Origin of the sequence: Vibrio sp. L85 (genome assembly GCF_963871815.1) — a bacterium.
In the GTDB taxonomy this organism is placed as follows: Bacteria; Pseudomonadota; Gammaproteobacteria; order Enterobacterales; family Vibrionaceae; genus Vibrio; species Vibrio harveyi.
The window spans coordinates 46,063-72,820 of the sequence record NZ_CAWMYL010000039.1 but is presented as its reverse complement, the minus strand read 5'-3'; the positions used below and the strand labels follow the sequence as shown (position 1 = coordinate 72,820).

Below are 26,758 nucleotides of genomic sequence, written 5' to 3'. Positions count from 1 at the left end.
CTCAGGAATCTAACTGCCACACGCTCTCACTCAATATTTCACATCAAGTCACAGCACTCGGTGAGCAGATTATGAATCACGCTCGTCCCTCGCTGTTCAAAATGACATAAAAATTAAACCAAACTATCCAATTGAGTCCAAAAATAAAGGACGCCGAAGCGCCCTTTTCTTGTACTTATTAGCAATAGTATAACTTAGTCTTTAGCGCTAAGTCCTACTCTTGGCTTGCCGTTGGTTGTGAAGTAGATTCCACTTGCTCTTTTTGAGCCTCTTTTCTTGCACGGCGGTCGAACAAGCGCTCAACCACAACGAAGAACACAGGCACGAAGAAGATACCAAGCAAGGTCGCACTTACCATACCACCAAGTACACCCGTACCTACCGCGTTCTGACCCGCAGAGCCTACACCCGCGCTGATCGCTAGTGGCACTACACCCAGACCAAACGCAAGCGAAGTCATGATGATAGGACGAAGACGAACACGTACCGCGTGCAACGTTGCTTCAATCAAGCCCGCGCCTTTCTCGTAATATTCCTTGGCGAATTCCACGATAAGGATCGCGTTCTTCGTTGCCAGACCAACAGTGGTCAACAAACTAACTTGGAAGAATACGTCGTTATCCATACCGCGAGTCATTACTGCAAGTACCGCACCTAGCACACCTAGAGGCACTACAAGCACAACCGCGAATGGTACTGACCAGCTCTCATAAAGTGCAGCTAGCACAAGGAAGACAACCAGAATCGACAGCGCGTAAAGCATTGGCGCTTGGTTACCAGACAGACGTTCCTCGTAAGAGATACCGTTCCAGTTCACCGTAAAGCCAGGAGGCAGTTTTTCTACCATGGCTTCGATTTCTGCCATCGCTTCACCAGTACTTACGCCTGGAGCCGCGCCACCTTGGATGTTCATCGCTGGTAGACCGTTAAAGCGTTGCAATAGCGGAGAACCGTAAGTCCACTCACCTGTTGCGAATGCCGAGAATGGCACCATTTCACCTTGTGAGTTACGCACGTACCATGAGTCGAAATCTTTCGGCTGCATGCGGTGTTCTGCGTCACTCTGTACCATTACCTTCTTCACGCGTCCGCGGTCGATGTAATCGTTGATGTACGCACCACCCCATGCCGAAGCGAGGATTTGGTTTACATCGTTGATGCTCACATCAAGCGCGCGCAATTTTACGTGGTCGATATGAACTTGGTACATCGGCGCATCTGCCTGACCGTTTGGACGCACGCCCACCAATTTCGGGTTTTGTGCTGCCATACCTAGGATTTGGTATTGAGCCGCTACAAGCGCTTCATGACCGTTACCGGTTGAATCTTGTAGGTAGAAGTCGAAACCAGTCGCGTTACCCAACTCTTGAATCGCCGGTGGTGCAAACGCAAACACCATTGCTTCTTTAATCGTTGAGAAGTAACCCATCGCACGACCTGTCAGCGAAGCCGCATCCGAACCCGGTGCTTCACGTTCTGACCAATCTTTCAGACCGATAAACGCCATACCCATGTTCTGACCTTGACCCGCGAAGCTGAAGCCCGCGACCGAGAACACTGACGCGACGTTGTCTTTCTCTTCTTCTAGGAAGTAGTTACGGACTTTTTCTAGTGTCTTTTCAGTCTGCTCTTGAGTCGAGTTCGGTGGCAAAATTGCCATTGAGAACACGGTACCTTGGTCTTCATCCGGTAGAAACGATGTCGGAAGGTTCATGAACAACCAACCTGCGCCGGCACTCATTGCCGCGAATACCAACAGCATACGACCGGTGCGTTTTAGCATTTTCGCTACGCCCGCTTCGTAACCCGCTGTTGCTGCATCAAACTTACGGTTGAACCAGCCGAAGAAGCCTTTCTTATCCGAAAATTCTGCATCGCCTTTCTTAAGTAAGCTCGCACAAAGTGCCGGAGTAAGAATGATCGCCACCAATACCGATAGCGTCATCGCCGCTACGATGGTGATAGAGAACTGACGGTAGATAACACCAGTTGAGCCAGACATGAACGCCATCGGTACGAATACCGCAGACAGCGTCAAACCAACACCCACTAGAGCGCCAGTGATCTGCCCCATTGACTTCTTCGTCGCTTCTTTTGGATCGAGACCGTCTTCGTGCATTACACGTTCCACGTTCTCTACCACAACGATCGCATCGTCCACCAGCAAGCCGATTGCCAGAACCATCGCAAACATGGTTAAGGTGTTAACACTAAAGCCGGTCGCGTAAAGGATCGCGAACGTACCTAGCAATACCACCGGAACCGCAATCGTTGGGATGATCGTCGCACGGAAGTTCTGCAAGAACAGGTACATAATCAAAAATACCAACACGATCGCTTCAAGCAGTGTCTTGATTACTTCTTTGATCGACGCATCAACGAATGGCGTTGTCTCAAACGGGTAAGCGATCTTCAAGCCATCAGGGAAAGTCGCACTTAGCTGACCAAGACGTTCTTTTACTGCTTCTGCCGTTTCTAGCGCGTTCGCACCAGTACCTAGCGAGATACCAAGACCTGCCGCTGGGAAACCGTTGTACTGACCTTTGATGTCGTAGCTTTCTGCGCCGCGCTCAACACGCGCCACGTCTTTAAGGTAAACGTTCGAACCGTTCGCTTCTGATTTCAGAATGATGTTTCTGAATTCAGCCACGCTGGTTAAACGGCTTGCTGAAGAAATGGTCGCGTTAAGCAACTGACCTTTTTGCGCAGGCGCTGCACCCAACTGACCAGAAGAAACCTGTGCGTTCTGTTCACGAATAGCGTTCGCGACGTCGATTGCAGTAAGGTTGAACTGAGTCAGTTTGAATGGGTCTAGCCAAACACGCATTGCGTATTGAGAACCAAACGCTTGCACTTGACCTACGCCCGTTACACGGCTGATCGGATCTTGAATATTGGTAACAACAAAGTCACCAATGTCGTTTTCTGTAAAGTCCGGGTCTTCTGAGTAAACCGCCACAACCATCAAGAATGAGGTGTTAGATTTATTTACAACGATACCTTGGCTTTGTACTTCCATCGGAAGCGACGTCATCGCCAATTGCAGTTTATTCTGCACCTGAACTTGCGCGATATCTGGATCGGCTTCGCTATCAAACGTCAGCGTGATGGTGGCATTACCAAACGCATCACTGCTTGAGTTTAGGTAACGCAGGTAGTCCAGACCCGTCATGTTTTGCTCGATAACCTGAGTTACTGAGTCTTCTACGGTTTTCGCAGAAGCACCAGGGTAACGAGCACTGATTGAGATCGTGGTCGGTGAAATCGTTGGATATTGAGAAACTGGCAAGTTGAACAAAGACATTACGCCCGCCAACATAGTCAGAATCGCAAGTACCCAAGCAAATACCGGACGATCGATAAAGAATCGTGCCATGATTAAGCCTGCTCACCTGATTGAATAGTTACTGGACTACCCGGTTGGATCATCTGTAGACCGGTTGTGATGACTTTATCACCCACTTTCAGACCGTCAGTAATACGCCACTGGTTACCAATAGACTCCGCCGTTGTTACCGGAGTTATTGTTACCTTGTTGTCCGCACCCACTGTCATTACTGAGGCTTTGCCCGTTGCGTCACGCGTAACTGTGTTCTGCGGGATAAGAATCGCCACAGGGTCCACACCTACTGTTACCGTTGCGCGCACGAACATGCCCGGTAGCAGTAAGCCATCTGGGTTCGCGAATTCTGCACGTAGCGTTACGCTGCCCGTGCTTTCGTCTACGTTCACTTCGGTAAACTTCATGGTGCCTTTGTGTGCGTAAGTCGAACCGTCTTCAAGCGTTAGTGTCACTTGAGCGGATTCGTCTTTTTGCAAGTGACCTTGTGACATCGCTGCTTTCAAACGGAGTAACTGAGCAGAAGATTGCACGATATCAACATTGATTGGGTCTAGCTGTTGGATAGTCGTTAGCGTCGCCGCTTGGTTTGCTGTTACCAGCGCACCCGCCGTTACGTTAGACTTGCTGATCACACCGCTGATTGGCGCCTTCACTTGTGCGTAAGACAGATTGATCTTCGCCGTGTTGATTCTCGCTTTCGCTACCAACACTTGCGCTTTCGCTTCTTTGTAAGCCGCTTCTGCTTCATCTAGATCTTGTTGGCTGATCGACTTCTTGGTGATCAACGCACGGTAACGACGAACCGTTGAGTGCGTTGACTCTTCAGATGCTTGGGCACGGATCAGTTCCGCTTCTGCACTTAATAGGTCTGCTTGGAACGTAGAATCGTCGATCTGGTAAAGCGATTGACCTTTCTCAACCACACCACCCTCTTCAAAATTGCGCTCAGAAATAATACCCGTTACCTGTGGGCGAACTTCTGCCTCTTTAAACGCTCGGCTACGACCAGGCAATTCTACCGTTAACGCTTGGCGAACCGGTTCAACCGTCATTACCGTCACTTCTGGTGTCGGCGCTGGACCACCTTGTGCTTGTCCTTCTTGGCTCTGTTCACACCCGACCAATAATAGGCTCGACGCAATCAAGAGCGATAGCGTGGTTCTACGTGTCATGAAAATTCTCTCTTCCTAACTAAAAAACGTGACTCAATAAAAAGTCAGCAAATATTAGTCGGGATGATAATTACTCAATGTTGTACATACAACAAAATTTACCGCTCTTTACGATAGACAAAAATGTTTGTTCTAAAGCTGTTATTGATCTCTCAATTTGAGCGCTTTTCTATTGGAAAAATAAATTTTCTGTGAGCAATTGAAATTGGATTTTTCTTAAGAAAAACAGGAGAAAAGAGTAGACAAAACCAGAGAATTCGTGACAAAGAAAGTCAACGAAAAATCATATTGGAGAGAAATTAATATAAGCAGAGCATAAACTGAAATGATAACAAAGTGGCATTAAATTTCATTTACAACTGATCAACATTGAATCATAAACTGAACATTTACGCTTCGCTTTGTGTAATTATCTTTCAAATATAACCATTGATTTCCTTTTTTAAATCCCTATAATTCGCTCCCCCTACACACCCTAACATACGAAACACGTTGGTTATGAGTAACAATAGCTCTTTAGTATTAGGGAATTACCTTTGGGACAGGACGACTCACTATTTACAGCCATCTCCTTTGAATGGCAAAGCAGAAGAACAAGAGACGGTTAAGCTAACTAATAAGCAAAAAGCGTTATTAAATTGCCTTGTTGATGCGTATCCAAACACGATTAGTAATAAAGAGATTATTCAGCAGGTTTGGGGGTATGAGCACATCTCACAAGAGAGTTTGCCTCAACTGATTAATCGCACTCGACGAACACTTGAAGACAACGACAAAACTATTCTGGTTAATACCCCTGGGGTTGGCTATTCCCTCAGTTTTGAATTTGCTCCAGAAGAGCCAGTTTCACAGCCAATTACCAAGCCAGAAGAGTGCGATCTCAAACCCGTCAGCAAGCAAAACGAAAAACTATGGAAAGCGCTTTTTATAGTAATGCTGTTAGTCACCCTCTTTAACCTTTGGGAAACCGGGAATGCTCTTTATTACAAGCACGACTTTGAACAGGTATTAAAAGCCAAAGCTTACCCAGAAATAAAACGTTCCGATGACGGAAAAACGATAGTGACAATTAACAACCATGAATGCATTTATCACAAAGATCAGCTTTTACTTCAATGCCCATAAAATCAAAGTATTGATAGCGTTGGTCGTGTTCAACGGCATTCTCTTGCTCACGGCACACCAGTCAAAGGTACAACTGTTCGGCAAAGTAGAAGCGATGCAATACAGATGGACGACCTATACTAGGCTCTATAAAGAGCACATTGAGACCCGTAATCACTACTCACCTATCAGTGGTGCTGTGACAGAGTATCAATCGCTTGACTATCAATATGAATATTCAAAGTCTAAGGGAAACGAATACATTGTATTGAGCTATGAAAAACCAGTGACCATGCGCCACAATCGTATCTACTATCTAGATGAACAATGCAGTTTGCTCTTTTTCGGCAGAGCAGAGCGAACTCTAAAGAATATGACGCTCCGCTGTATTTACTAAAACAACATTGCTCATTGATGGAACAAAAAACCGAGCTGAATAATTTCAGCTCGGTTTTCTTTTATTTCGAAATAACGGGAAAGTGTTTATTCAGAAACGCCATCACGTGCGGAACATACTTCTAGGAATCAAATATCGGCGCACTATGCCCCACTCCTTCTTCAATCCACAACTTCTACTCATTAATAAACGGAAGTCTCGTTTAGCCACGACCTTACGATAAATATTTTGTTCCGATGTCGGCGGCTCGTAGGAAGAAAGCGAGAAATGCACATCGCCAGACACCAGTTTCAATGATGAATAGAGAGTTCCCGCCCCCGCATAATGGTGTGGGTTCAAACACCTAAAGACAAAAGAGCCCCAAATTAAAGGGGCTCTGAGTTACCTAATCTTCCACTAGGTTAAACGCGGAACTGACTGACTTGCTTGTCTAACTGTTGCGTCTGTTCTGACAGCATAGACAGTGACTGTTGCGCTTGGCTCACCACATCAACAATCGACGTGCTGCTGTCTGCGATACCTTGAACGTTGCTGTTCACTTCATCACTCACTGAGCTTTGTTGACCTGCTGCTGTCGCAATGTGCGTGTTCATCTCGTTCATACGTGCGATCGCGTTAAGGATTTCAGCCAAAGATTCTGTCGCCAAACCTGCCGATTGAATAGTGTCTTCGCTGCTGGTTTTACTGCCCTGCATCACTTCCACCGCCTGAGCAGCGCCTGCTTGCAGCTTCTCAATCATCGATTGAATCTCGCCCGTGCTCTTTTGCGTGCGGCTGGCTAAGGAACGCACTTCATCTGCCACGACAGCAAAACCACGACCTTGCTCACCAGCACGCGCCGCTTCAATCGCCGCGTTCAATGCCAACAAGTTGGTCTGTTCTGCAATGCCACGGATAACATCCAATACTGAAGCAATGTTGCTTACGTCATTATCTAGTGTGTTGATGACTTGGCTTGCACTTTCAATCTCACCCGCAAGATCACGAATCGCTGCGACTGTTTGCTCCAAAATCACATTGGTATTCGACAACTCTTCGTTCGCTGTTTGGCTTGCCAAAGCGGCTTCTGTAGCGCTGTCGCTCACGTTGCGACTGGTCACTTGCATTTCATGAACTGCTGCGGCAACAGCTTCGCTATCACGTTGTTGGTGAACCGTTGAATCTGCAATGGTTGAGGTCAACGAATTCAGGTTGTTCATTTCCTGACGCAATGTGTTTGCGCTTTCGACGACTTGTGACACTGTCGCTTGAATTTTAGTCACGAACTGGTTGAAGCCACCGGCAAGTTGACCAATTTCATCTTGCGAGTTGATGCTAATACGTTGGCTCAAATCCCCTTCTCCAGACGCAATTTGCACCATTGCTTCTTTGATGTCGTTGATTGGCTTCACAACAGTTTTTAGCAGTAATACCACCATAACAAGCGCTGCAATAATTACGATTGCGATGCCTGCTTCAAGAATAAGTTCTGCACGGAGCGCCGCTGCTGCGATATCCGTTTTTAGCGTCTTTTGTTTCGCTTCAATCGCATCTTTCACCACATTTAGTTGCTCACGTACCGCACCAAATTGGTGTTCAAATTCCGCTTTGTTTGACTCGTAATAACTTACCCACTGCGATTGTGGCTTGCTGATCATGGTTTCATAGCTTTGCAGCCATTTCTCACCTGTTGATACTAGCTTCTGCACCTCGCTACCATGACTGCGAGGCATTACCCCCGCATCGGACAGTGACATGACTTTCTTCATACGTGGCAGAGCTTTGTATGCGTTGTCTTTGTATTCAAATAGATGGTGGTCAATTTCCGCTTGAGACTGCGCCAGAGCTAAACCTTGAATCGCTGAAGTTGCTTGATAGAGGTCGCGATACGCATCTTCAATGGTAAAAAGGCTTGGGGTAACCTGCTCGTTAAGCGTGTCGCTAAGCTCGGTTTGTTTCCACATCGTGAGAACATTCAATACTGAGCTTAAAGTCAGTAATACAATCATCAAAGATAGAGGGAGAACTATCTTCTGCTTGATGGAAAGGTTGTTGAACATGAATAGATACCTTTTGTTTTATTGTTCAAATCACCATCGAGTTTATCAAACAAAAGGCGTATGAAATTATTTATACGGTGCAACGTCTTCTAATAATTTTTGTCTTTACGACTAATATTTTATATTCAGCAATTATCTGATTTATAAAATTATTTTTTCGTGGAGCGAGATCACATACTAAGAGCTTACTTATACCAACACCATAAAAGCCTCAGTGATGAGGCTTTGAATAGTTAAAGCAAAAGTACAGCGCGAAACGCTCACTGATACTGTTGATTAGATATTGAAGTGAACCAACAACGGCATTTCGACTTGGCAAACTGTCAGCCATGCGCCAACCATTTGTTTTGCGTTCGGACACAGACGGTAAAGGCATACGCCATCCTCCAGCCAATCGACTTTTGTATTCTGTAAGCGTTCATGAGTAACGAATTTTTTTACTTTGAGTTGCTCCAGAACTTGCCACTCAATGGTGTAGATACCGAGATCGTTATGCAGCTGTTGGTTCAAATCGAACTTGAGATCGGACAGCCAAACACCAATTTGTTCATCGACAGCATACGCGGCTGTGCCTTCAGTTTTCTCAAGCGTATATAAGGCGACGAGCGCTGACATTTCATCTTCATTAAGATCAAACAAAGAATACACATCGTCAACGACGTCATTTGTAGAGGTAACGGTATTCATAGTGATATTGGAAAGTAGAGAGCGGCAACACTTCTTTGGGGGTGTCCAATGAGCAATCAAGCGATCAGTGATCAGCGATCAATGTTCGAGGAATCATTAGGGTGAAGCGCTGCCTTTAGTTTTATAAACGAATTAATGAATGATGTAATAAAGCAATGCGCCCACACCACCGAGTTCATTCAGTGTCTCCGCCGCTTTACCATGCACCAACTCAACCTCAACATTAGCCATCAAAGCTTCGACGAGGATGAGGTCGAACGCATCTGATTGAATTGGGTAAGGCAAAAAGACTTTTCTTACCTGTCCGTTTTCCAGTGCTTCTAGTACATTTGCCAAGCCCGCTACGCCGCGACCACAAGTATCTCGACGAATCAGTAGTTCCAATACCAGTGTATTGTCATGCAGCTCTTCGTATTCATCCGCCAGCAGTTTAACTGTTCGTTCTAGCTGCTCTATGGTGGCATCAAAAGGAATTGGTTCGATAGAAACCAACTTTTCAGAAACCGTATGATGCAGCGCACCCTTTACGCGATGAGCGATTTTTAGGTTGCCGCCGAATACAATGCGATCAAACGTTGGGTCACCCATAAAGTAGCGATTGATTTCGTTCGCCGCTTCACGAATAACACGACGCTCAGAATCCAAGTCTCGACGCTCTGAGGCTTGAGTTCGCGACTTTCTTCCGCCAGGGCGAAGGAATACGCCCGATTCAATACTCGATTCCATCGTGCCCTCTCCCAAACTCGTCGGAACGTCTATGGAAACCACTCGGTGCTCCGTTTCAGAGAAAAGGATAACGAGATATTTGCCGTATCGATGGAGCTGAGAGAGTAAGTGCTTTACCTGAGGTTGGCCAAAGTACGCTTTTGTTTCGACAGGCATTGGCAGCTCGATCATGATGTCGTCAAGCAAATCAGTAAAGATCACCAAAGAACGTCCTGTCGGGCGCATTTCCAGTACCTTGTTGACCAATCGTTGCTCCACTTCTTTCCAAGTGAGTGTGGAATCAATATGTCGAATACCTTCGTCACCGTGCTCTTCACGCAATGCGGCCAGTTGATTGCTCACTTCGATCTGCCAAGCAGGGCGTTCACGATGATTGGCTGGATTTTTACTGTCAGTATTAATGTATAAGCTGAGAATTTTTGAACGATTGTCTTCGTGCAATAATAAGTAACATCGCAACACTTCAAAAATATCGTTAATCGTATTTTTCATAACTAACCTTTAATTATTAATCGAATCTCGAATGAATTACTTCCATTCAATCAATGATGATTAAATGAACACTGTTCATAAGTTGATTATTAAGCTAACAAAAATACCAATCAACCTAATGCACTCAGAGTGCATTTGAGGAAAAATAATCGGTTTGCAAAGCCTGTTTGGTCTGGCTAAGATCTAAGTGGTTAATTAATAGCGCTTGGTTAAATAACGATGACACCCAAACAATCACTCATGGATTTGTTCGGTCTTTCTGAAGAGTTCGCAACACAGCTACTTGAAGCTGGAGAAGTTCAAACCATCGAAGCAGGAGAAATTCTTGAGGTACAGGGACAGGAGTTAGAAAACTTTCTGTTTGTGTTTAGTGGGCTAATCAGCGTTTACCGACAGAACTTTGATGGTGCAGAACGCTTTGCGGGTTTTATTCCTCCAGGCTTTATGTACAGTGAATCGGCAATTTTGAATCAAACCAAATTGTATGGGCGCTACCACATCCAAGAGACCATGACCGCCCTTGTGCTGCCGATCAGTACAGTGTTGGAACTGTACGAAAACAGCCTAGAGTTTAATAAGTTAACGGCACAGCACCTTTCACAGAAGCTCTTATTTACCTCCCGTATCCTCTTTATTAGCCACGAGAGAAATTCCAATCGCAAAGTCGGCTTAGCACTAGACAGCCTCTACCGTGTAACGAATAAACGTTCCATCCCAATCTCGGTAGAAGATCTCGCAGGCATGCTGGGCATGTCTCGTAACACCGTCAGTAAGACGCTCGATTACTGGGAGGAGCAAGGGGCGATCACCAACAGTAAAGCCAGAGTGACGTTTAACTCAACAGAGCCTTTCTCCTCCATTACCGATGGCATGGTGTTTTAACCTTTATCAACCTATTCTCTCTCTACCTACTTATAAAAAGACGGCTTATCTCAGCCGTCTTTTTTGTTTTCTCTCATCTTCTCTTCTTGGTTTTATTTCTATTTTCTGCCATGTCACTTTACGTCTAATTCCCACACAGAAATAAACACTTACATTCTCCACAACATATTTATCACGCCAAATGCACTCTCAGTGCATCAGGTTTTAAATTGTCTATGCCACCATAAATACCGTTCGAGACAATAAATATTGGTTCGAATATTTCTTCACAGTGACGTGGCAATAAACATGGACTTGTTTAACGACTCTTTATTTTCAGGTTTTTAAATCATGTTATTAGCACGACTATTTTTATTACTCGCTATCATCGCTGAAGTTGCGGGCACTAGCCTCATGAATGTCGCAGGCAGCAATGAAGGCTACGCCGGTTATCTCGGCATGTACGTTCTTATTTCGCTCTCTTATTACTTCCTCTCTCTCGCAGCAAAAAAGATTTCCATTGGCGTGGCTTACGCCTGCTGGGAAGGACTTGGCATTGCCTTAATCACCATCGTATCCATGTTCTATTTCGATTCTCAGCTCAATGCACAAGAGCTGTTTGGTCTCGCGCTTGTCGTTGTCGGTGTGGTGCTAGTCACACTCGGTGAAGAGCACCACCAGCCAAGTAAGAAAGACGAACACGCAATGCTAATTCAACCTCACTAATTGCCTTGGAGTATAACCATGAACGCTTTTCTCACCGTCTCTTTCGGTTACGTCGTTTTGGCGGCACTGCTCGATATCGCTGCGAACATGTCTCTGACTAAATCACGCGGATTTGAACACAAGGGTTGGGGTATTTCTGCCATCGTTCTCGTGCTCGCTGCATTTACTTTACTGGCACAAGCCGTGAAAGAAATCGACCTCGCCATTGCCTACGCCAGTTGGGGAGCCATCGGTATTTTAGGAACCGCACTCGGTGGTTGGTTCTTGTTTAAACAAAAACTCAAACCAATTGGTTGGATCGGCATTTTTACGGTGATTGCTTCGGTGATCATCATGAAAACCGCTTAGTGACGCCACCATGATCACTGTTAGCGAGTCCGGTAAGCCAATCAACCTTGGCGAGCATCAGCAACCGCATTTGGCTCAGTTTTACGCGCTAAGCGAAGCAGAAAAAATCCATTGGCTGGCTCATACCAATACCGATGAGGTCGTCGATTTGCTCTCCTACTGCCCTTTAGGTTACGTGCAATATTGGATAGTAAAGATGGAGAAATATGGCTTCGACAAAGCCGCGAGCCATCTTTCATTTCAGTTGGGCTTTGTTCATTCGGAAGCAGAGCCCGCTGACGACTACCTCTCAACCGGTGTGTTGGAACACGTTAAGCAGCGCGTGGGATGGATTGTGTTACTCGCCATCTTCGGCATTTTTTCGGGCTTTATCATCGCCAGCTACGAAGACTTACTCAGCCAGCTGGTTTTACTTGCGATCTACATGCCAGTGATCGCGGCTGCAGGCGGTAACACAGGCTCTCAAGCTGCAACTTTGGTGGTGAGAGCATTAGCCACCGGAGAGATTAAAAACCGCCAATGGCGCGCCGTGCTGTGGAAAGAAAGCCGTGTTGCGCTCCTACTCGCAGGGATTCTGGCGCTGGTGATTGTCGGTCGAATAGCCCTGTTTACGCCCGCCGCTTCGTCGGAAGGATTTGGGCTGTCACTGATCGCTACCGCCGTTGCCATTGCACTGTTTATTCAAGTCACGATATCAACGGTATTAGGCGGCTTACTGCCCATTGTTGCGCGTGCGCTTAAGCTCGACCCAGCCATCTTGGTGAGTCCGGTTTTGGCGTCTCTCGTCGATATTTCAGGCATCTGGATTTATTTCAACATCGTTAATTTCATCTTGTTCTGATCACATCAGAAGACAACACAAACTCACTCATTCACCACTCCACCGGAAGGAAATTTGGAGTAATTTTTATGACTATAAAACCTTGGTTTAAGCAATCAACGTCAGAGATAGAGCAGCATTTGGCTACTGATACCAATACCGGCCTTTCTCATACAGAACATCAACAACGTCTCAATAAGTATGGTGACAACGCACTGGCGACGCACAAATCGAAATCGGCTTGGCAACTCTATTTTGAACAATACAAAAACCCTTTGATCTACATCCTATTGGTGGGTGCTTTAGTGTCTTGGTTTACCGGACACCTCATTGATGCCATTGCGATTGGCACCATCATCGTAATTAATACCGGCATCTCTTTTTGGCAGGAATACAAAGCCCAGAAAGGCATGGAAGCACTGCGCGATATGGCGGCACCAGAAGCGGATGTTCTGCGTGACAACAAATGGATACATGTTCCAGCTCGAACCTTAGTGCCTGGCGATGTGATTAAAATCAGCACAGGTGACATTCTTCCTGCCGATGTGCGCATTGTCGAAGCAAACCGCCTGTCGATCGATGAAGCGGCACTCACTGGTGAATCAGAACCTGTGACAAAGCAAGTCAGTGCGATCCATAGCAAACAAGTCAGTTTAGGTGACCAAATTAATATGGGCTTTATGACGACCATCGTCACGACTGGCTCAGGTTTAGGGATCGTCACCAACACGGGCATGCAGACGGAAGTCGGACGTATTGCGCACATGATGACACAAACTGAAACCACAAAAACACCGATGCAAGTGCGTATGGATACCTTAGCCAAAGCCTTGTTGTTTATCGGTTTGGGTGTGGTTGCCGTCATCTGTGCGATTGGTTTTGCTTACGGCATGGATTGGCTAGATATCCTAACCACGGGTATCTCGCTCTCTGTCGCAGCCATTCCAGAAGGCTTGCCTACCGTGCTCACCATTGTATTAACCATGGGCTCTACCAAGATGGCGAAGAACAACGCCTTGGTAAAACAACTATCTGCAATCGAAACCTTAGGCTCAACAACCGTCATTTGCTCCGATAAGACGGGGACATTAACGCAAAATCAAATGCAGGTGATGCAAGCTTATGACAGTTTTGGACGTTACTGGGAAGTGACCGGAAACGGCTTCCAACCGAAAGGTAAGTTTGTGCCTCAGAGTCACGGTGTACATGCTCTAGAAAGCTCTGCAATGAAGATGGGATTGATCGTTGCGGCGATGTCGAATGAGTCTGAGCTCGCCTTTGTCGAAGATGCATGGAGTGTACGAGGCAGCCCAACGGAGGGAGCGTTATTAGTGGCAGCCGCAAAGCTTGGAATTACGCCAAAGAATCTAGAGAAACAAGGTTATCAGATTCTAAAACGCTTCCCGTTTGATTCTGAGCGCAAGATGTCTTCGGTGATTATCCAAGATCCAAGCGGACAGCACTTTTTAGCCGTGGCTGGAGCGCCCGACTTTATGCTGAAGAAATCGAGCAACTATATGGTTGAAGGTGGATTGGTGCCGATGGAAGAGCAGCCAAACCGATTCAATGAACTCTCCCAGTGTATCGGCAAAGATCTCAGCAAGCGTTTTGATGGCGCGATTGAAAGCTTTGCCAAGCAAGCCTTACGTACTATGGCGGTCGGTTGCCGTCGATTGGACGAAGCTGAACTTAACGCAGATGTGAGCGAACTGGAAAACGACCTTAGTATGCTGGCGGTATTTGGCATCATGGATCCACCTCGTCCAGAAGTCCGCTCTGCGGTAAAAGAGTGTTACAACGCTGGCATTCGCACCGTGATGATTACCGGAGATCACGCAGCAACGGCGGCGGCGATTGCCAAAGACATCGGTATCATCAATGGACAATACAAACGTGTTGTCACGGGTACTGAGCTCGATAATATGAGCGAGCAAACCTTAGAATATGCCTGTGAAGAAACCGCAGTGTTCGCCCGAGTGACGCCAGAGCACAAACTGCGCATCGTCCAAGCGCTGCAAAGAAACAACGAAATTGCCGCCATGACCGGAGACGGTGTCAATGACGCACCAGCACTTAGAAGCGCCGATATCGGTGTCGCTATGGGTATTACGGGAACCTCTGTCGCCAAAGATTCCGGCGATCTGATCTTGCTGGATGACAACTTCAGCACCATCGTCCGAGCGGTGCGCCAAGGTCGTCAGATATTCGATAACCTGCGTAAGTTTATCCGCCAAGCGCTAACCGCAAACGTAGCAGAAGTCTCGGTGATTCTGTTTGCATTCTTAGTGATGGGACCAGAGGCTATCCTTCCGCTAACGCCGCTGATGATTCTTTGGGTGAACTTGGTATCGGATGGTTTGCCTGCACTAGCATTAGGGGTTGAACCAAAAGAAAAAGACCTGATGGAGCGGAAGCCACGTAAGCGTGACCAAGGCTTCTTCTCCGATGGTTTAGGAGCCCGAATCGTGATTCGTGGTTTAGCATTAGGCGGAGTGAGTTTTGGCGCTTTCTTAATGGCTTTGAGTCATGGTTTCAGTGCCCAGTATGCACAGAGCGTAGCGTTTCTTACTTTGATTTTTGGTCAGTTGTGGCACTTGTTTGATAGCCGAACGTTCACGTCTCTGTATCGAGTAAACCCGTTTACTAACAAGTACCTGCTAGGCGCTATCGCCACATCGGCAATTCTGTCATTGGGGGTAATATACACCAACTTAGGTCAGCTAATTTTTAGCACCGAGGCAATTGAGCTTAGGCATCTTGCCATAATTCTAGGCATTGCAGCACTGCCAACCGCGGTACTGTCTGCCATCAAAGAGCTCACCAAAACTAAGGTTCTTTGATCGTTAACAAAAGACATTGACCTTAAACCATCCACATAAATTATCTTAGAGGGGCTCGTCCCCTCTTTTTCCGTTTTGGCAGGTTACATTCACATCTTCACCATTAAGCATCTCCATCATAGGTTCAATTTGAACATTACCCCACACGACAAAGCCAAAGCACAATAAGGGGAGCAAGAGATGAATAAGGGATTTGAACGTACCGAGCTTGCCGCGTTGAATCGCTGTGGGTCTGAATACTTTGACGCCTTTTGGTGGGAACTGACCTTCGATTAAGCCACGTACGCCAAGTGGCAACATCAATACCGCAGCAAGTAAAAACACGGACAGTGGCACCCAAAAGAACAGTATGTGAACCAGAAGTTCTAAACCTGACATACCGAACACTTCATAACATTCCGGCGCTTCGGCGACTGCTTGCAGCAGAGGCTCTCCCTTAAGCTTAAACAGCACACCAGCTAGAACGCAAAATACGCCAGCGATAGCGACTCTGGTGATCTTTTCTTTTTTGCTGTACTGCGGTGCGTATTCCTTCATGCCCTTGCCTATCAAGATAAAAACCGAGAGAGATAGCTTAAGAATGGCACGCCAGAGCGCAAATGTGTGGGTGGCTTTTGGGACGCACAATGGCGAATAATGAAACAGAAAGAAAACAGCCTCAATATCGCCATTGAGGCTGCTGGAAAGTTCATGAGTCCGGTTTAATCATCGAACAACAAGTTGATTGCAATTGCCATCAAAACTAAGCCTGAGATTGGCAGCAAGACACCCAATGGTGAGCGCTCGATATAAGGCAGATTCTCTGCAATCAATAAGCCCCACTCTGGTTCTGGCGGTTTAACGCCAAGTCCGATAAAACTCAGAGAAGTCAGGCTGAGCGTAATGTAAGGCAAACGTAGAAACGCGTGACGAATCAATGGCGGCAGCACGTAAGGCAACAAGTAGTAACGGAGTACTCGCCACTGACTGGTTCCCCAAATGGGCGCAAGATGCGTGTAAGGCTGCGCTTTGGCTTCCATCAACAAGCTCGCACAGTGCGCTGCTAATGGTGCCCATGACACCATTACAATCGCAATCAAGGCACTGTTTGGGTTCATCCCCGTTAGACCAGCAATCAACAGACCCGCCACAATGTATGGCACACCTTTGGTGATCTCAATTAAGCCTTGGCTATAACGAGTCACGAAGCCGAGCAGCAAACCAATCACCAAACTTAGGAAGGTCGCGATGATGCCCATTTTGATTGTCGACATCATACCGCCACCTACACGCGCAAGCAGATCTCGTCCAACCGCATCGGCACCAAACGGTGCTGCTAAGCTTGGCGATTCAAGGCGGGTAAATTGGATGGTGTAAGGATCGCGCATTAACGCCCATCCCGCACAACCAATCAGCAAGACAAAGATTGTCGCACTGACGATACGTTTGGTGGTGCTTTGGGTAAAACGGAACGTGCTGTGGCTGCTGATCAGCTTGCCACTTGTGACACTGTGCCCGAGTAACCAGCGTTGCAATAAGATGCTCGCACTGCTGATCAACATCGAGAACACCAGCAACACCAACAAGCCACCTTGCAGCATCGGCAGATCTTGTGACTTCGCTGCGCCTAAGATTAGTCGTCCGATACCCGGAATGGAAAACACTTGCTCCACAGCAACCGCGCCGCCGGTTAAACCGATCACCGTCATTGCGATTTGAGGAATCAAGTTACTAACGGCACGCCACAAGGCAAAGCGTAAGATTTGAAACTTACTCACGTTCGCCGATAGCCAAGTGATCACCCAAGGCTCATCTAGTACACGCTTGAGGCTGTCATTGAGCAAGCGCCCGAACAAGCCAGCAGCAGGCAATGCCATTGCCAAACTTGGTAGCCAGAGGTTTTGCACGCCTTGCCAACCATAAGGCGGGAACCAGCCCAACCAAATGGAAAACACCATGATCAGCAACGAAGCAATCACGTATTCAGGCAGTGAGACCAATACCGAACTGAGCGTGTCATGATGTTTGTCTAAACGATTCTGTTGCCAACGACGCACAGTGTAAAGCACACTCGCCATGCACATTACAAATGCCATGCCTAACGCTGTAAGCATCAGTAATAGTGACGTTTTTGCGGTTTGTTGAACGCTCTCCATCACGGATGCGCCACTCACCCAAGAGACACCTAAGTCACCTTGCATGGCAAGCGTCAACCAATCCCACAGTCGCTCAGCAGCGCTGCGGTCAAGTTGAAGATCTTCTCGAATAGCTTGCAGAGCTTCTGCCGTCAGCAATTGTTGAGCACCCGCACGGGCACGGAGGATTGATTGGCTTGGGTCGATACCTGCAATATCCGGCATCAAACCCACCAGCACAACCACTACCCCGAGTGACAGGAAGCGCGACAAAAAACGCGTAAACCATTCAGGCATACAAGCGCTCCAACGAGAACGCATGTTGGCAACAGACGACATCGAGTTAGTTCACCTCAGTAAACTGGTCGATCAGGCGACGCTCACGTGGGTCACGTTGTGCATTCTTCACGCGGTCACTCTCACCTTGGATTACACGCTCGTGAAGCAGTGGAATCACAGCGTATTGCTCAAGGATTTTGCTTTCTGCTTCGATTATCGCTTGTTGGCGTTTCTCACCCAATGGCTGACGATCAGCGTGTTTCAATGCTGCGTCCACTTCTTCAGAGCAGAACTGACCTAGGTTGTAAGAACCTTTACAACTAAAGTCACTTTGCATGTACGCTACTGGGTCACCAGAATCCAGCACTGTTGCACGTGACAACAAGAACGCATCGAACTTACCTGCTAGTGCATCGTTTTCGATTTGTGCGTATTCACGAACGTCTAGTTCAACCACAAAGCCAGCCGCTTCAAGTTGTTGCTTTAGCAGCACCGCCACTTCTGGCAACTCAGCACGGTCGGTAAATGTACCGATGGTGATCTTCTCACCGTTCGCGTGGCGCATTTCCATGGTTTCCATACGAGGGTTCGCATCACGAATTGGTTGAGCCCATGCCAATGCAGGACCTAACAGACCTTTCGCTGAATCGGCGTGGTTCTCGTAAACCGTTTTGATGATTTGCTCACGGTTAACCGCTTGAGCCGCTGCTTTACGCAAACCGAACTGGCTAAACACATCTGATTTATTGTTTAGGTAAAGCGTGTTGGTACGTGGCATTGCGACTTCGTGCAGCTGTGAAGATTCCATCATCGCGATTTGCGAAACAGGAACCGCTTCAACTACATCCGCCTCACCGGTACGCAGTGCAGCAGCACGAGCAAAACCGTTTGGTACGTATTCAGCAAAGATACTGTCTACTTTTGCTTTTTCGCCCCAGTAACCGTCAAAACGCTTCAGTTTCGCGCTGGTTGTACCGTTGATTTCTGTCAGAACGAATGGACCCGTACCCGCATTGATTGGCACAACACGACCGTTTTCTTGATATGCAGCACCAGAAAGGATCGCTAGCTGTGGGCTAGAAAGACGGCTTGGCAACAGTGGATCGTTAAAGGTCGTTTTGATTTCAACAGTGAAGTCGTCCAATGTGCGAACTTGCCATTCGATACCGTCCAAGATGCGTGGCTTTGGTGCAGCATCTAATGCTTTTTGCAGAGAGTTCACAACCGCGTTGGCATCAAGGTCAGAACCATCGTGGAATTTCACGCCCTTACGTACCGTAAATTGCCACGTCATCGGGTCAACTTGTTCCCACTCTGTTGCCAGCATAGGCTCTGCTACCGACTGATCGTTAAGGTTCACTAGCGTTTCTGCCGTGCTCCAACGTGACAGTTTGAACGCGTCATCTGAAAGTGGTGACAAACCTGTGCGTGGTGGTTGCATCATGGCAACGCGAATTTCCGTTGCTTGTGGTGCGGCTGCTTTTTCCGCTTCTGGCTTGCTTTCGCCAGAGTCAAAACAACCCGTCAGCAGTGCGCTTAAAGCCAGCGACAAAGCTAACTTGGGAGTACTAAGGTGCATAAGAAACCTCTCCAATGGTTTTTGTGAATTCATTACTTTTGTGTTGAGCGCTCATCAATGCTCTCGTGATCAAGTGTGATGGGTTATTTGTCACGTTTTGTGCTGTGCCGTGCTCGACAACGCGTCCTTTGTCTAACACTAGGATTTCATCGCATAGGGTTTGTGCCGCATCGAGGTCATGTGTCACCAAAATCAGGCGCATCTGACGACTCTTTTGAATGCCTGCCAACAAGTCGAGAATCTGTTTACGACTGACGGGGTCTAGGCTGCTGGTTGGCTCATCGGCAACCAACACGCAAGGCTCAACAATCAAAGCTCTGGCGATAGCCACACGTTGAGCTTGCCCAACAGATAACTGCTGCGGGTTACGATCCAACAATGTGAGATCCAAACCGACATCCGCTAAGACCTTTTCCACCTTCTCGTTAAGCTCTTGCGTCAAACCAATGTTGCTTAGCGGCTCCAGTAAGATCTGGCGAACGGTGTAGTACGGATTCAAGCTAGACTGCGGCTCTTGTGGGATCAGCTGAATGTGCTGACACAACTCTTGTCGCTGCTTAGCCGAGCTACGCGATAACGGATAACCACACACATACACTTCACCAGATGTGGGCTTACGAAGACCGAACAGAAGCTCAATCAAGGTCGATTTACCCGCACCAGAAGGACCAACAATCGCAATGTTCTTTGTGTCGATAGCAAGATCCAATTGTTCGAGCGCTTTGAACGGTTTGCCCCCTAACCAACTTGGTTTGGAGTAATAGTGAACACTGGCTTGCTCAAAGCGAACTTCCGCCGATTTAGGCTGCGTGTGTCCGCTCAAGTTGTGCTTAGTCAAAATAGGCTCCAGAGATGAGGTTAAGGCAGCAGTTGCGCAAGTTGTTGGCAGAAAGGATGCGAACTTTGCTGAATGGCTTGCCACGGTTCGCCATAAGCCACCATGGTGTTGTCCGCAATCACCAAGACTTTGTCACACGCCAAAGCCGCAGATAGATCGTGCGTGATCAACAAACCACTGATGCTGCGTTGCTGAACACTGCTGCGGAACAACTCAAGGATCTCCGCTTCGGTGATTGGATCGAGCGCACTGGTGGGCTCATCCGCGATGATCAAGTTGGCACTACCAAGCAACGCAATGGCAATACAAATACGCTGGCGCTGACCACCAGATAGCTGGCTTGGATGCTGCGCTAAGGCTGCTTTTGGATCCGCAAATCCGAGTTGAGACAGCAAGGTCATCACCGTTTCTCGGTTTGCTGAAGACAAGCGTGTTTTGTTGCCCGTCAATGTCAAACACAGTTGTTGTTCGACAGACGCCAATGGATTCAGCGCTTTAAGTGCATCTTGGAAAATGACCGCGGGACGCTGCGATTGACTCCGTTGCAGCATGGCAGTTTGTGCGACTTCACTGCTGTTAAGCTGGATACTTCCGTCTACCCAAATATCAGACGGCAAAAAACCTGCGACGGCTTTCGACAACATGGATTTACCAATGCCGGAAGGTCCCATAATGGCAAGAACTTCACCTTGAAACAGCTCAAAAGAAATGTCTTTGAAGAGTGTGCGTTCTGAGTCTGTAAGGCTGAGATTATTAACGGAGAGTATTGGTTGAGAAATCACGACATCAAACTAAATGTAACAATATAACATAACGATAGTATCACGCAGGTCTGAGCAAGAAAACAACTCAGAGGGGTTATTTCATCACCTTTTTCACGCTTTTATCAACATGGGCAGATGGCTCCGCCCTTGTGATAAAAAATCGATTGTAAAAGCGTGAATTACTGACACTTTTGTTTTACTTGATCGAGGGATGGGAACAAGAAGACAAAGCGCCCAACGTAGAACAAGGTGAATGCCAGCCACAAACCGTGATTGCCCCAATATTGCACCGCAATAAATTGCGTCACTAAGAACAACACCATGGTTAGGAAGGTAGAGTTACGTACTGGTCGCGTCGTCCCTGTGCCGGTGAAGATGCCGTAAAACGTAAGACCAAAACCAGCAACCAACGGGAATGCCAATAACCAAGGGCTCATGTCTAGGTACAGCGCAACAAGGTTTGGCAAAGTGGTAAACAACGTCACCACTTGGTGTTTGAACAGCACCAACAGCAAGGTCAATACAACAACGAACGCCGCGGTCCATTGCGTGTTTAGCTTAATCACGTTATCAAGCAATGTTGGATTCTTCTGCCCTACGGCTTTACCTGCAAAGACGCTCGACGCATTCGCCACACCATCGAACATATAGCTGACGATGAAGGTCACTTGCATCAAGATTGCGTTCGCCGCGAGCACATCAGAACCAAGCTGAGAGCCTACACGCGCCATCATGTTGAAGAATACCAATAGACACACAGTACGAAGCAGCAGATCCATATTGGAAGACGCGATAACTTTGAGATCTTTACGCGTCATTTTCGCTGTTTGAATGTAATCAAACAGTGGGAAGCGACAGGTTTTCAACACCAGCACCGCACCAATAACAAACGTCGAGATTTGCGCGATAAGTGTCGCCACCGCAACACCAGCAATGCCCATATCGAAGTACAACACAAATACGATATCCAGCACGATGTTCAGCACGTTACCAAACACTTGCGTGAACAAGGTTTCTTTGGCTTTCGCCTGCCCCATCAACCAACCAATCACGGTGTAGTTCAGCAGCACAAACGGCGCACCAAAGATCATGATATCGAAGTAAATCTTCGCGTTTTCTGCCACGACGGCATCAGGGGAGATAATCAGCTCTGCCCCCATCCAAATCACGGACTGCAACGCAATGAAAATCAAGCCAAGGCAGAGCGAAAGCACGAAAGGACGGAACAAGCTGCTCGCTTGATCTTCTGGGTTATTTTTACCTAATGCGATTGCACTTTGCCCAGTCGTACTGACGCGGAAAAAGCCAAACAGCCAATACAAGGTATTCATGATAACGGTGCCGATCGCCACACCACCAATCATCTCAGCCACACCGAGTTTACCGATCACCGCGGTGTCCACCGCCCCCAATAATGGTTGGGTAACCGTAGAAACAATGAAAGGAAATGCGATTTTAAAATAGTCTTTATGAGTCAGGTTCATGATTTGAAAAAGTTGGTTAGAAAAGTGCAGAACGCATGAAGAAGCGGTTTAAGTCATCTCACCACCGAACTGCATTCTATTTGTTTAATGAGCTCAAGTTAACCACAAAATGGGAAAAAGAATGAGAACGAAAATCAATAAAATAGTTAACCCATCAGCTTTATTGCCACCCTATGCATCTCAACAGGTAAACGGATAAATCGTCGATAAATAACCACACTAACAGTAATGAACAATGTTCAAATGCTACTAATGTTATGTTATAACAATCGAAAATTTTCGCATCATTTTAATCATAGGTAATCGGATGTCCATATTTGGATCGTTTTCTCTTTCTAGATTACGCCTAACTCTTACTGCTCTCTCGCTGCTGTTTTCTTGTTTTGTCCACGCCCACCCTCATTCTTGGGTGACAATGGAAACCAAAATCAATATCAAAGAAGATAAGATTCAATCACTCTCAATGAACTGGGAGTTTGACGCCATGACCACGGCTTACATGCTCGCGGGAGAAAAGCTCACCGACGAAAATCGAGATGAGGTACTTTCGACCCTCTCTAGTCAGGTGATTTACAACCTGTTATCAAGCCATTACTTCACCTACTTTTATACCGACGATGAACCGATTCGCTACAAGATGGTGGAAGAAGGGTCTATCGAGATGAATGGTGCAAAAGCAACATTGAAGTTCAATCTTGAACTCGCTAAGCCCACCAGTATCTACACACCTGATCTGCGTCTGCTTATCTTTGACCCAAGCTACTTCGTAGATATGAGCTGGGAACATAAGCACGCCATCACCATCAATAAGCCTTACTCTGATCGTTGTCATATCGACGTGGTTGAACCAAACCCAACGCCTGAGCAAGTGACTTACGCGATGTCACTCTCTGTTGATGCAGATCCAGATAACGAACTCGGTCAGCTATTTACCCAAAAAGCCCTCTTCACCTGTGATCCGGAGGAGAAGTAATGGGAAACTCGCCAGTCTTCAAACGCGCTCTGTTCGCTGTGTTTAGCGTAATGCTATTAGCCATTACTCTGCATATTTGGAATCACTTCCCTGCTTACTGGATGCAGTTGATTCGGTTTCAACGTGACACGGTAAACTCGCTCAGTGAATACCTGATGCTCATCAGCCAAGGGCAACTGTTGTACGGTTGGTACTTGTTAGGGTTTAGCTTTCTGTATGGTTTGCTGCATTCAGTTGCCCCTGGACACGGTAAAACGACAGTGACGTCAATGAGCCTGATTCATAGCTACCGTCGTCGACAAGCGCTTGTTTTGGTCGCGATTATTGCCGCCTTACAAGCCGCGAGCGCGTGCATTCTTTTCGTGATTACCGCCAAGATTGCCGAGCAGTTTGCTTTCAGCCTTTCCGATAATGTTCGTCTGCTGACGCAAGGTTGTGCGGTGTTTATTATCTTATTGGCGTTGAAAGAGTTTGCGTCTGTGGTTAAACGCCGTATCAAGCAAACACCCTCTCAAAAAGATGATGATTCCGAAGGCTCTAACGGCAATATTTCATGGAAAGCACTACTGCTTATCGGCTTTCGCCCTTGTACTGGCGCGGTGCTGGTTCTGTTTCTCTCTAACATGTTAGGCAGCTTAATGTGGGGCATGATCGCGACATTCGTGATGGCTTTAGGAACAGCAATGACCAACTCGATATTGGTGTTCAACGCTTTAACGATTCAACGCCAAATGAAAAACCACAGCGCCAAACCTAATGCCAACTTGAGCGATACGCTTAACCTTGTTTTGGCAGTTACTATGGTGGCATCGGGTTTTATTCTCTATAACTTTGCCAGCGTGGCAGGATTGCAGAACTTCGTCAGATAAGTACCGGCAGCAATAAACGCAAAAGTCCCAACACTTGATTGGGGCTGAATTTACATTGGTTTGTATTTCAATACTGCGTGTTACTTAGGCTCGCGCAACAGGTACAGCATCAGCTTCAATGGCGTTTTCGCGATAATGCTGTGAGGCAAATGCGCGTCCATTAGCAACCAAGCGCCAGCTTTTAGTTCCTTCGCCTCTTCTTCTAACGTGAACGTACATTCTCCTTCGAGTATTTGGGCAATCGCTGGTACAGCTGCAGTATGTTCGCTCATTTCTTCACCTTCGGCGAACCCGAAGATAACACCTCGCAAACGCTCACTTTTGTACACAGGGCAACTCGTGATACCTGCTTTGGGGATATCCACTTCGCTGGCGAGATCTTCATATAAAGTGTATTCAAACATGATTTAGCTTTCCTTCTTTCTTGCGACAAGCGTTATCGCAGATAGGTTCTTTTCGTGCTTACGGAAAATCTTACGCATGCCTAACACACGCTTTCTCGCTTGCGGTTTAGTCAGTACGTTTTTCACGATTTTTAAGAACCCACTCAAGCCTTCATCGGCGATAACGCGTTTTGGTTCGAGTAAATGCATTGGAGCAACGGCTTCAAATTCAACGACAAACCCATTCTCTTCCATCAGAGCTTTCCACTCTGCGGGTGTGATGGGTTTGGCGGGGTGTTGAATGGTCTCGGAAACTTCTCTTTGAATTGCGCGCTTTTTATCTTCATCGATAGTATCTGGCGTAATGCACAGCTCATGGATACCGTAACGACCATGAGTTGCGAGGATTCGAGCAGCCTCAGCAATAATTTCATTTTTACGCGCATCGGATTGCATCGTCAGCATAGCTTCGCCATAAACCACAGAAGCGCATTCTGGCTCTAACCCTGTCTCTTGTGCATTCCCGACCTGACAACGTTGGTTTGCACCCTGTAAGTAAGAGCGAACAATCTCCGCTGCCTGCTCATTTTGTTCGATTGCGGTGTAGCTTGCAGGGGATTTTTCCAAGCACAAACGTGCCGTGTAACCCATACCGGGCGCGAATTCGACAACGCGGTCACCACGAGTAATCGCCAACCCTTGCAACATTTTTTGTGTCAGCTCTTTGCCACCAGGACGCAGCACTTTCTTACCCAGTTGAGCGAGTACCCAGTGTCCCGGTGTTTTTGTCACTTCTCGCCCTTCATTGGGCATCGCTAATCGTTTAGACATAATGACTCCTAAGCAAAGATGGCGACGGGAACAAAAAGAACGACCAGACCGCACAAGGCAACCCATCGAAATACGTGGCTAATACCGTCCATAACTGTTCTCCTTTCTCAGGTTGGATAAGTTGGCACATTAATCAATAATGATTATTATTTGTATCTTATCCCCCAATTCCGAATTTGCTGCTTGATAATTATCAAGCTAAGGAAAACAGCGTGCCCGGCTCTATTGTTTCGCTCCTTAACGAAGAAGAAAAAACGCAACTCTTTTCAAAACGCTCGCCTTTGCATTGCGATGCAGGACATCAACTGTTTGAACGTGGGGAACCTGCGGAAAATATGTATTTGGTAGAGAGAGGAAAAGTCTCGCTGTTTCGTTTGATGCCAAACGGCGACGAAAAGCTGTTTAGAGTGTTTATGGCGGGAGAAATGATTGCGGAAATGGCGATGTTTATGTCCCCAAGAACCTATCCGATGAGTGCTCGCGTCGATCAGGATACGGAGTTGTCTGTGTTCCACTACCAAGATGTGTTAACGGTGTTTACTCAGTCTCCGCAAACTTCATTAAAAGTCATGAACTACATGACCAATCGCATCCACCAGCTGATGGATACCGTGAACATTTTGACGCAAGTAAACGCGAGTCAAAGACTGGTGATGAAATTGGCTGACTTCTATCGCGCTCAATCAAGAAGCGAAGGGAAAATCACGTTACCCGTGACAAAAAAGCTGCTTGCAACACAGCTAGGAATGACGCCAGAGACGCTTTCTAGAACGTTCAAAAAACTGAAAAACGATGGTTTTATTACTGAGTGCGAAAGTCATATCACGCTGCTAGATATTCCCGCCATGTGCGAAGCCGTGGAGTTAGCTCCAGAAATATTCCAGCAAGATTGAGAGGCAGCCATCAGCGGTGTTTGCTGACTTGAACAATCCACCACTACCCAAAAGATGTAAATGAGATGCATTATTAATTGATAAAGATCAAATCTGGGTGAGTAAATCTTGTTCATCATACTGCGATAATAATGATAACCATTCCCACTTGGAGTGCTAAGAGCTTTTATTTTTAGTGCGATTTTTCTAAGGAAAT

The 26,758-nt window shown here is 46.9% G+C and carries 23 protein-coding genes and 1 pseudogene; 10 read left to right on the top strand and 14 right to left on the bottom strand.

The window, feature by feature from the left end; translation table 11 throughout:
- Positions 1-214 precede the first annotated feature (214 nt).
- Both AACR11_RS07225 and AACR11_RS07220 read right to left on the bottom strand, forming a co-directional pair.
- On the bottom strand, positions 215-3,376 hold the full coding sequence (locus AACR11_RS07225; RefSeq protein WP_029789086.1) for an efflux RND transporter permease subunit: 3,162 nt from the start codon (positions 3,374-3,376) through the stop codon (positions 215-217).
- Between the two features lie 2 nt (positions 3,377-3,378).
- Complete coding sequence (locus tag AACR11_RS07220) at positions 3,379-4,515, bottom strand: efflux RND transporter periplasmic adaptor subunit (RefSeq protein WP_029789085.1); 1,137 nt, start codon at positions 4,513-4,515, stop codon at positions 3,379-3,381.
- 498 nt (positions 4,516-5,013) lie between these two features.
- On the opposite strand from AACR11_RS07220, the gene AACR11_RS07215 reads away from it, so the two are divergent.
- Both AACR11_RS07215 and AACR11_RS07210 read left to right on the top strand, forming a co-directional pair.
- Positions 5,014-5,640, top strand: coding sequence for a winged helix-turn-helix domain-containing protein (locus AACR11_RS07215; RefSeq protein ID WP_029789084.1), 627 nt, complete (start codon positions 5,014-5,016; stop codon positions 5,638-5,640).
- The gene (locus AACR11_RS07210; RefSeq protein WP_029789082.1) at positions 5,594-6,016 is read left to right on the top strand and encodes a hypothetical protein; all 423 of its coding nucleotides are present in this window, start codon (positions 5,594-5,596) and stop codon (positions 6,014-6,016) included. The genes AACR11_RS07215 and AACR11_RS07210 overlap by 47 nt, the downstream gene beginning before the upstream one ends.
- Before the next feature lie 171 nt (positions 6,017-6,187).
- Here AACR11_RS07210 and AACR11_RS07205 read toward each other — a convergent pair.
- The 4 genes and pseudogenes from AACR11_RS07205 to AACR11_RS07190 all read right to left on the bottom strand — a co-directional run.
- Positions 6,188-6,307 (bottom strand): annotated as a pseudogene (locus AACR11_RS07205) (LysR family transcriptional regulator); the annotation flags it as partial.
- Positions 6,308-6,417: 110 nt separating this feature from the next.
- Entirely contained in the window at positions 6,418-8,055 is a 1,638-nt protein-coding gene (locus AACR11_RS07200) for a methyl-accepting chemotaxis protein (protein WP_029789081.1), read from the bottom strand.
- A gap of 276 nt (positions 8,056-8,331) precedes the next feature.
- Positions 8,332-8,742 (bottom strand): hypothetical protein, encoded by a 411-nt coding sequence (locus AACR11_RS07195; protein ID WP_029789080.1) that lies wholly within the window; start codon positions 8,740-8,742, stop codon positions 8,332-8,334.
- A gap of 132 nt (positions 8,743-8,874) precedes the next feature.
- Positions 8,875-9,960 (bottom strand): baeRF10 domain-containing protein, encoded by a 1,086-nt coding sequence (locus tag AACR11_RS07190; protein WP_029789079.1) that lies wholly within the window; start codon positions 9,958-9,960, stop codon positions 8,875-8,877.
- A gap of 219 nt (positions 9,961-10,179) precedes the next feature.
- On the opposite strand from AACR11_RS07190, the gene AACR11_RS07185 reads away from it, so the two are divergent.
- The 5 genes from AACR11_RS07185 (at position 10,180) to AACR11_RS07165 (ending at position 15,555) form a co-directional block, all read left to right on the top strand.
- The gene (locus tag AACR11_RS07185; protein WP_029789078.1) at positions 10,180-10,842 is read left to right on the top strand and encodes a Crp/Fnr family transcriptional regulator; all 663 of its coding nucleotides are present in this window, start codon (positions 10,180-10,182) and stop codon (positions 10,840-10,842) included.
- A gap of 330 nt (positions 10,843-11,172) precedes the next feature.
- Positions 11,173-11,547, top strand: a complete 375-nt coding sequence (locus AACR11_RS07180) for an SMR family transporter (RefSeq protein WP_029789077.1) — start codon at positions 11,173-11,175, stop codon at positions 11,545-11,547.
- Between the two features lie 18 nt (positions 11,548-11,565).
- Positions 11,566-11,895, top strand: a complete 330-nt coding sequence (locus tag AACR11_RS07175) for an SMR family transporter (protein ID WP_029789076.1) — start codon at positions 11,566-11,568, stop codon at positions 11,893-11,895.
- Positions 11,896-11,905: 10 nt separating this feature from the next.
- On the top strand, positions 11,906-12,736 hold the full coding sequence (locus tag AACR11_RS07170) for a magnesium transporter (protein WP_005437030.1): 831 nt from the start codon (positions 11,906-11,908) through the stop codon (positions 12,734-12,736).
- Between the two features lie 68 nt (positions 12,737-12,804).
- Positions 12,805-15,555 carry a cation-translocating P-type ATPase gene (locus AACR11_RS07165; protein ID WP_029789075.1) on the top strand — a complete coding sequence of 917 codons (2,751 nt, stop codon included), beginning with the start codon at positions 12,805-12,807 and terminating at the stop codon, positions 15,553-15,555.
- A gap of 45 nt (positions 15,556-15,600) precedes the next feature.
- Here the strand turns inward: AACR11_RS07165 and AACR11_RS07160 are convergent, their stop codons facing one another.
- The 6 genes from AACR11_RS07160 to AACR11_RS07135 form a co-directional block, all read right to left on the bottom strand.
- Positions 15,601-16,092 carry a hypothetical protein gene (locus tag AACR11_RS07160; RefSeq protein WP_029789074.1) on the bottom strand — a complete coding sequence of 164 codons (492 nt, stop codon included), beginning with the start codon at positions 16,090-16,092 and terminating at the stop codon, positions 15,601-15,603.
- A 164-nt stretch (positions 16,093-16,256) separates the two neighbouring features.
- Positions 16,257-18,008, bottom strand: coding sequence for an ABC transporter permease subunit (locus AACR11_RS07155; RefSeq protein WP_033001306.1), 1,752 nt, complete (start codon positions 18,006-18,008; stop codon positions 16,257-16,259).
- A gap of 4 nt (positions 18,009-18,012) precedes the next feature.
- Positions 18,013-19,527 carry an ABC transporter substrate-binding protein gene (locus tag AACR11_RS07150; RefSeq protein ID WP_029789072.1) on the bottom strand — a complete coding sequence of 505 codons (1,515 nt, stop codon included), beginning with the start codon at positions 19,525-19,527 and terminating at the stop codon, positions 18,013-18,015.
- Positions 19,517-20,365 (bottom strand): ABC transporter ATP-binding protein, encoded by an 849-nt coding sequence (locus AACR11_RS07145; RefSeq protein ID WP_009698234.1) that lies wholly within the window; start codon positions 20,363-20,365, stop codon positions 19,517-19,519. Before AACR11_RS07145 ends, AACR11_RS07150 begins: the two co-directional genes overlap by 11 nt.
- Positions 20,366-20,385: 20 nt before the next feature.
- Positions 20,386-21,147: an ATP-binding cassette domain-containing protein gene (locus tag AACR11_RS07140; RefSeq protein ID WP_079324597.1), complete on the bottom strand. Its 762-nt coding sequence runs from the start codon at positions 21,145-21,147 to the stop codon at positions 20,386-20,388.
- A gap of 161 nt (positions 21,148-21,308) precedes the next feature.
- A complete protein-coding gene (locus tag AACR11_RS07135) occupies positions 21,309-22,613 on the bottom strand; it encodes an MATE family efflux transporter (RefSeq protein WP_029789070.1) in 1,305 nt (434 codons plus the stop codon).
- Positions 22,614-22,920: 307 nt separating this feature from the next.
- Here AACR11_RS07135 and AACR11_RS07130 point away from each other — a divergent pair, with 307 nt between their 5' ends.
- Together AACR11_RS07130 and AACR11_RS07125 are read left to right on the top strand one after the other, a co-directional pair.
- Entirely contained in the window at positions 22,921-23,586 is a 666-nt protein-coding gene (locus AACR11_RS07130) for a DUF1007 family protein (protein WP_079324595.1), read from the top strand.
- Complete coding sequence (locus AACR11_RS07125) at positions 23,586-24,455, top strand: nickel/cobalt transporter (protein WP_029789068.1); 870 nt, start codon at positions 23,586-23,588, stop codon at positions 24,453-24,455. Before AACR11_RS07130 ends, AACR11_RS07125 begins: the two co-directional genes overlap by 1 nt.
- 80 nt (positions 24,456-24,535) lie before the next feature.
- Here the strand turns inward: AACR11_RS07125 and AACR11_RS07120 are convergent, their stop codons facing one another.
- Entirely contained in the window at positions 24,536-24,859 is a 324-nt protein-coding gene (locus AACR11_RS07120; RefSeq protein ID WP_009698239.1) for a cupin domain-containing protein, read from the bottom strand.
- 3 nt (positions 24,860-24,862) lie between these two features.
- The gene (locus AACR11_RS07115; RefSeq protein WP_029789067.1) at positions 24,863-25,669 is read right to left on the bottom strand and encodes a class I SAM-dependent methyltransferase; all 807 of its coding nucleotides are present in this window, start codon (positions 25,667-25,669) and stop codon (positions 24,863-24,865) included.
- Between the two features lie 212 nt (positions 25,670-25,881).
- On the opposite strand from AACR11_RS07115, the gene AACR11_RS07110 reads away from it, so the two are divergent.
- The gene (locus tag AACR11_RS07110; RefSeq protein ID WP_029789066.1) at positions 25,882-26,562 is read left to right on the top strand and encodes a Crp/Fnr family transcriptional regulator; all 681 of its coding nucleotides are present in this window, start codon (positions 25,882-25,884) and stop codon (positions 26,560-26,562) included.
- Positions 26,563-26,758 lie beyond the last annotated feature (196 nt).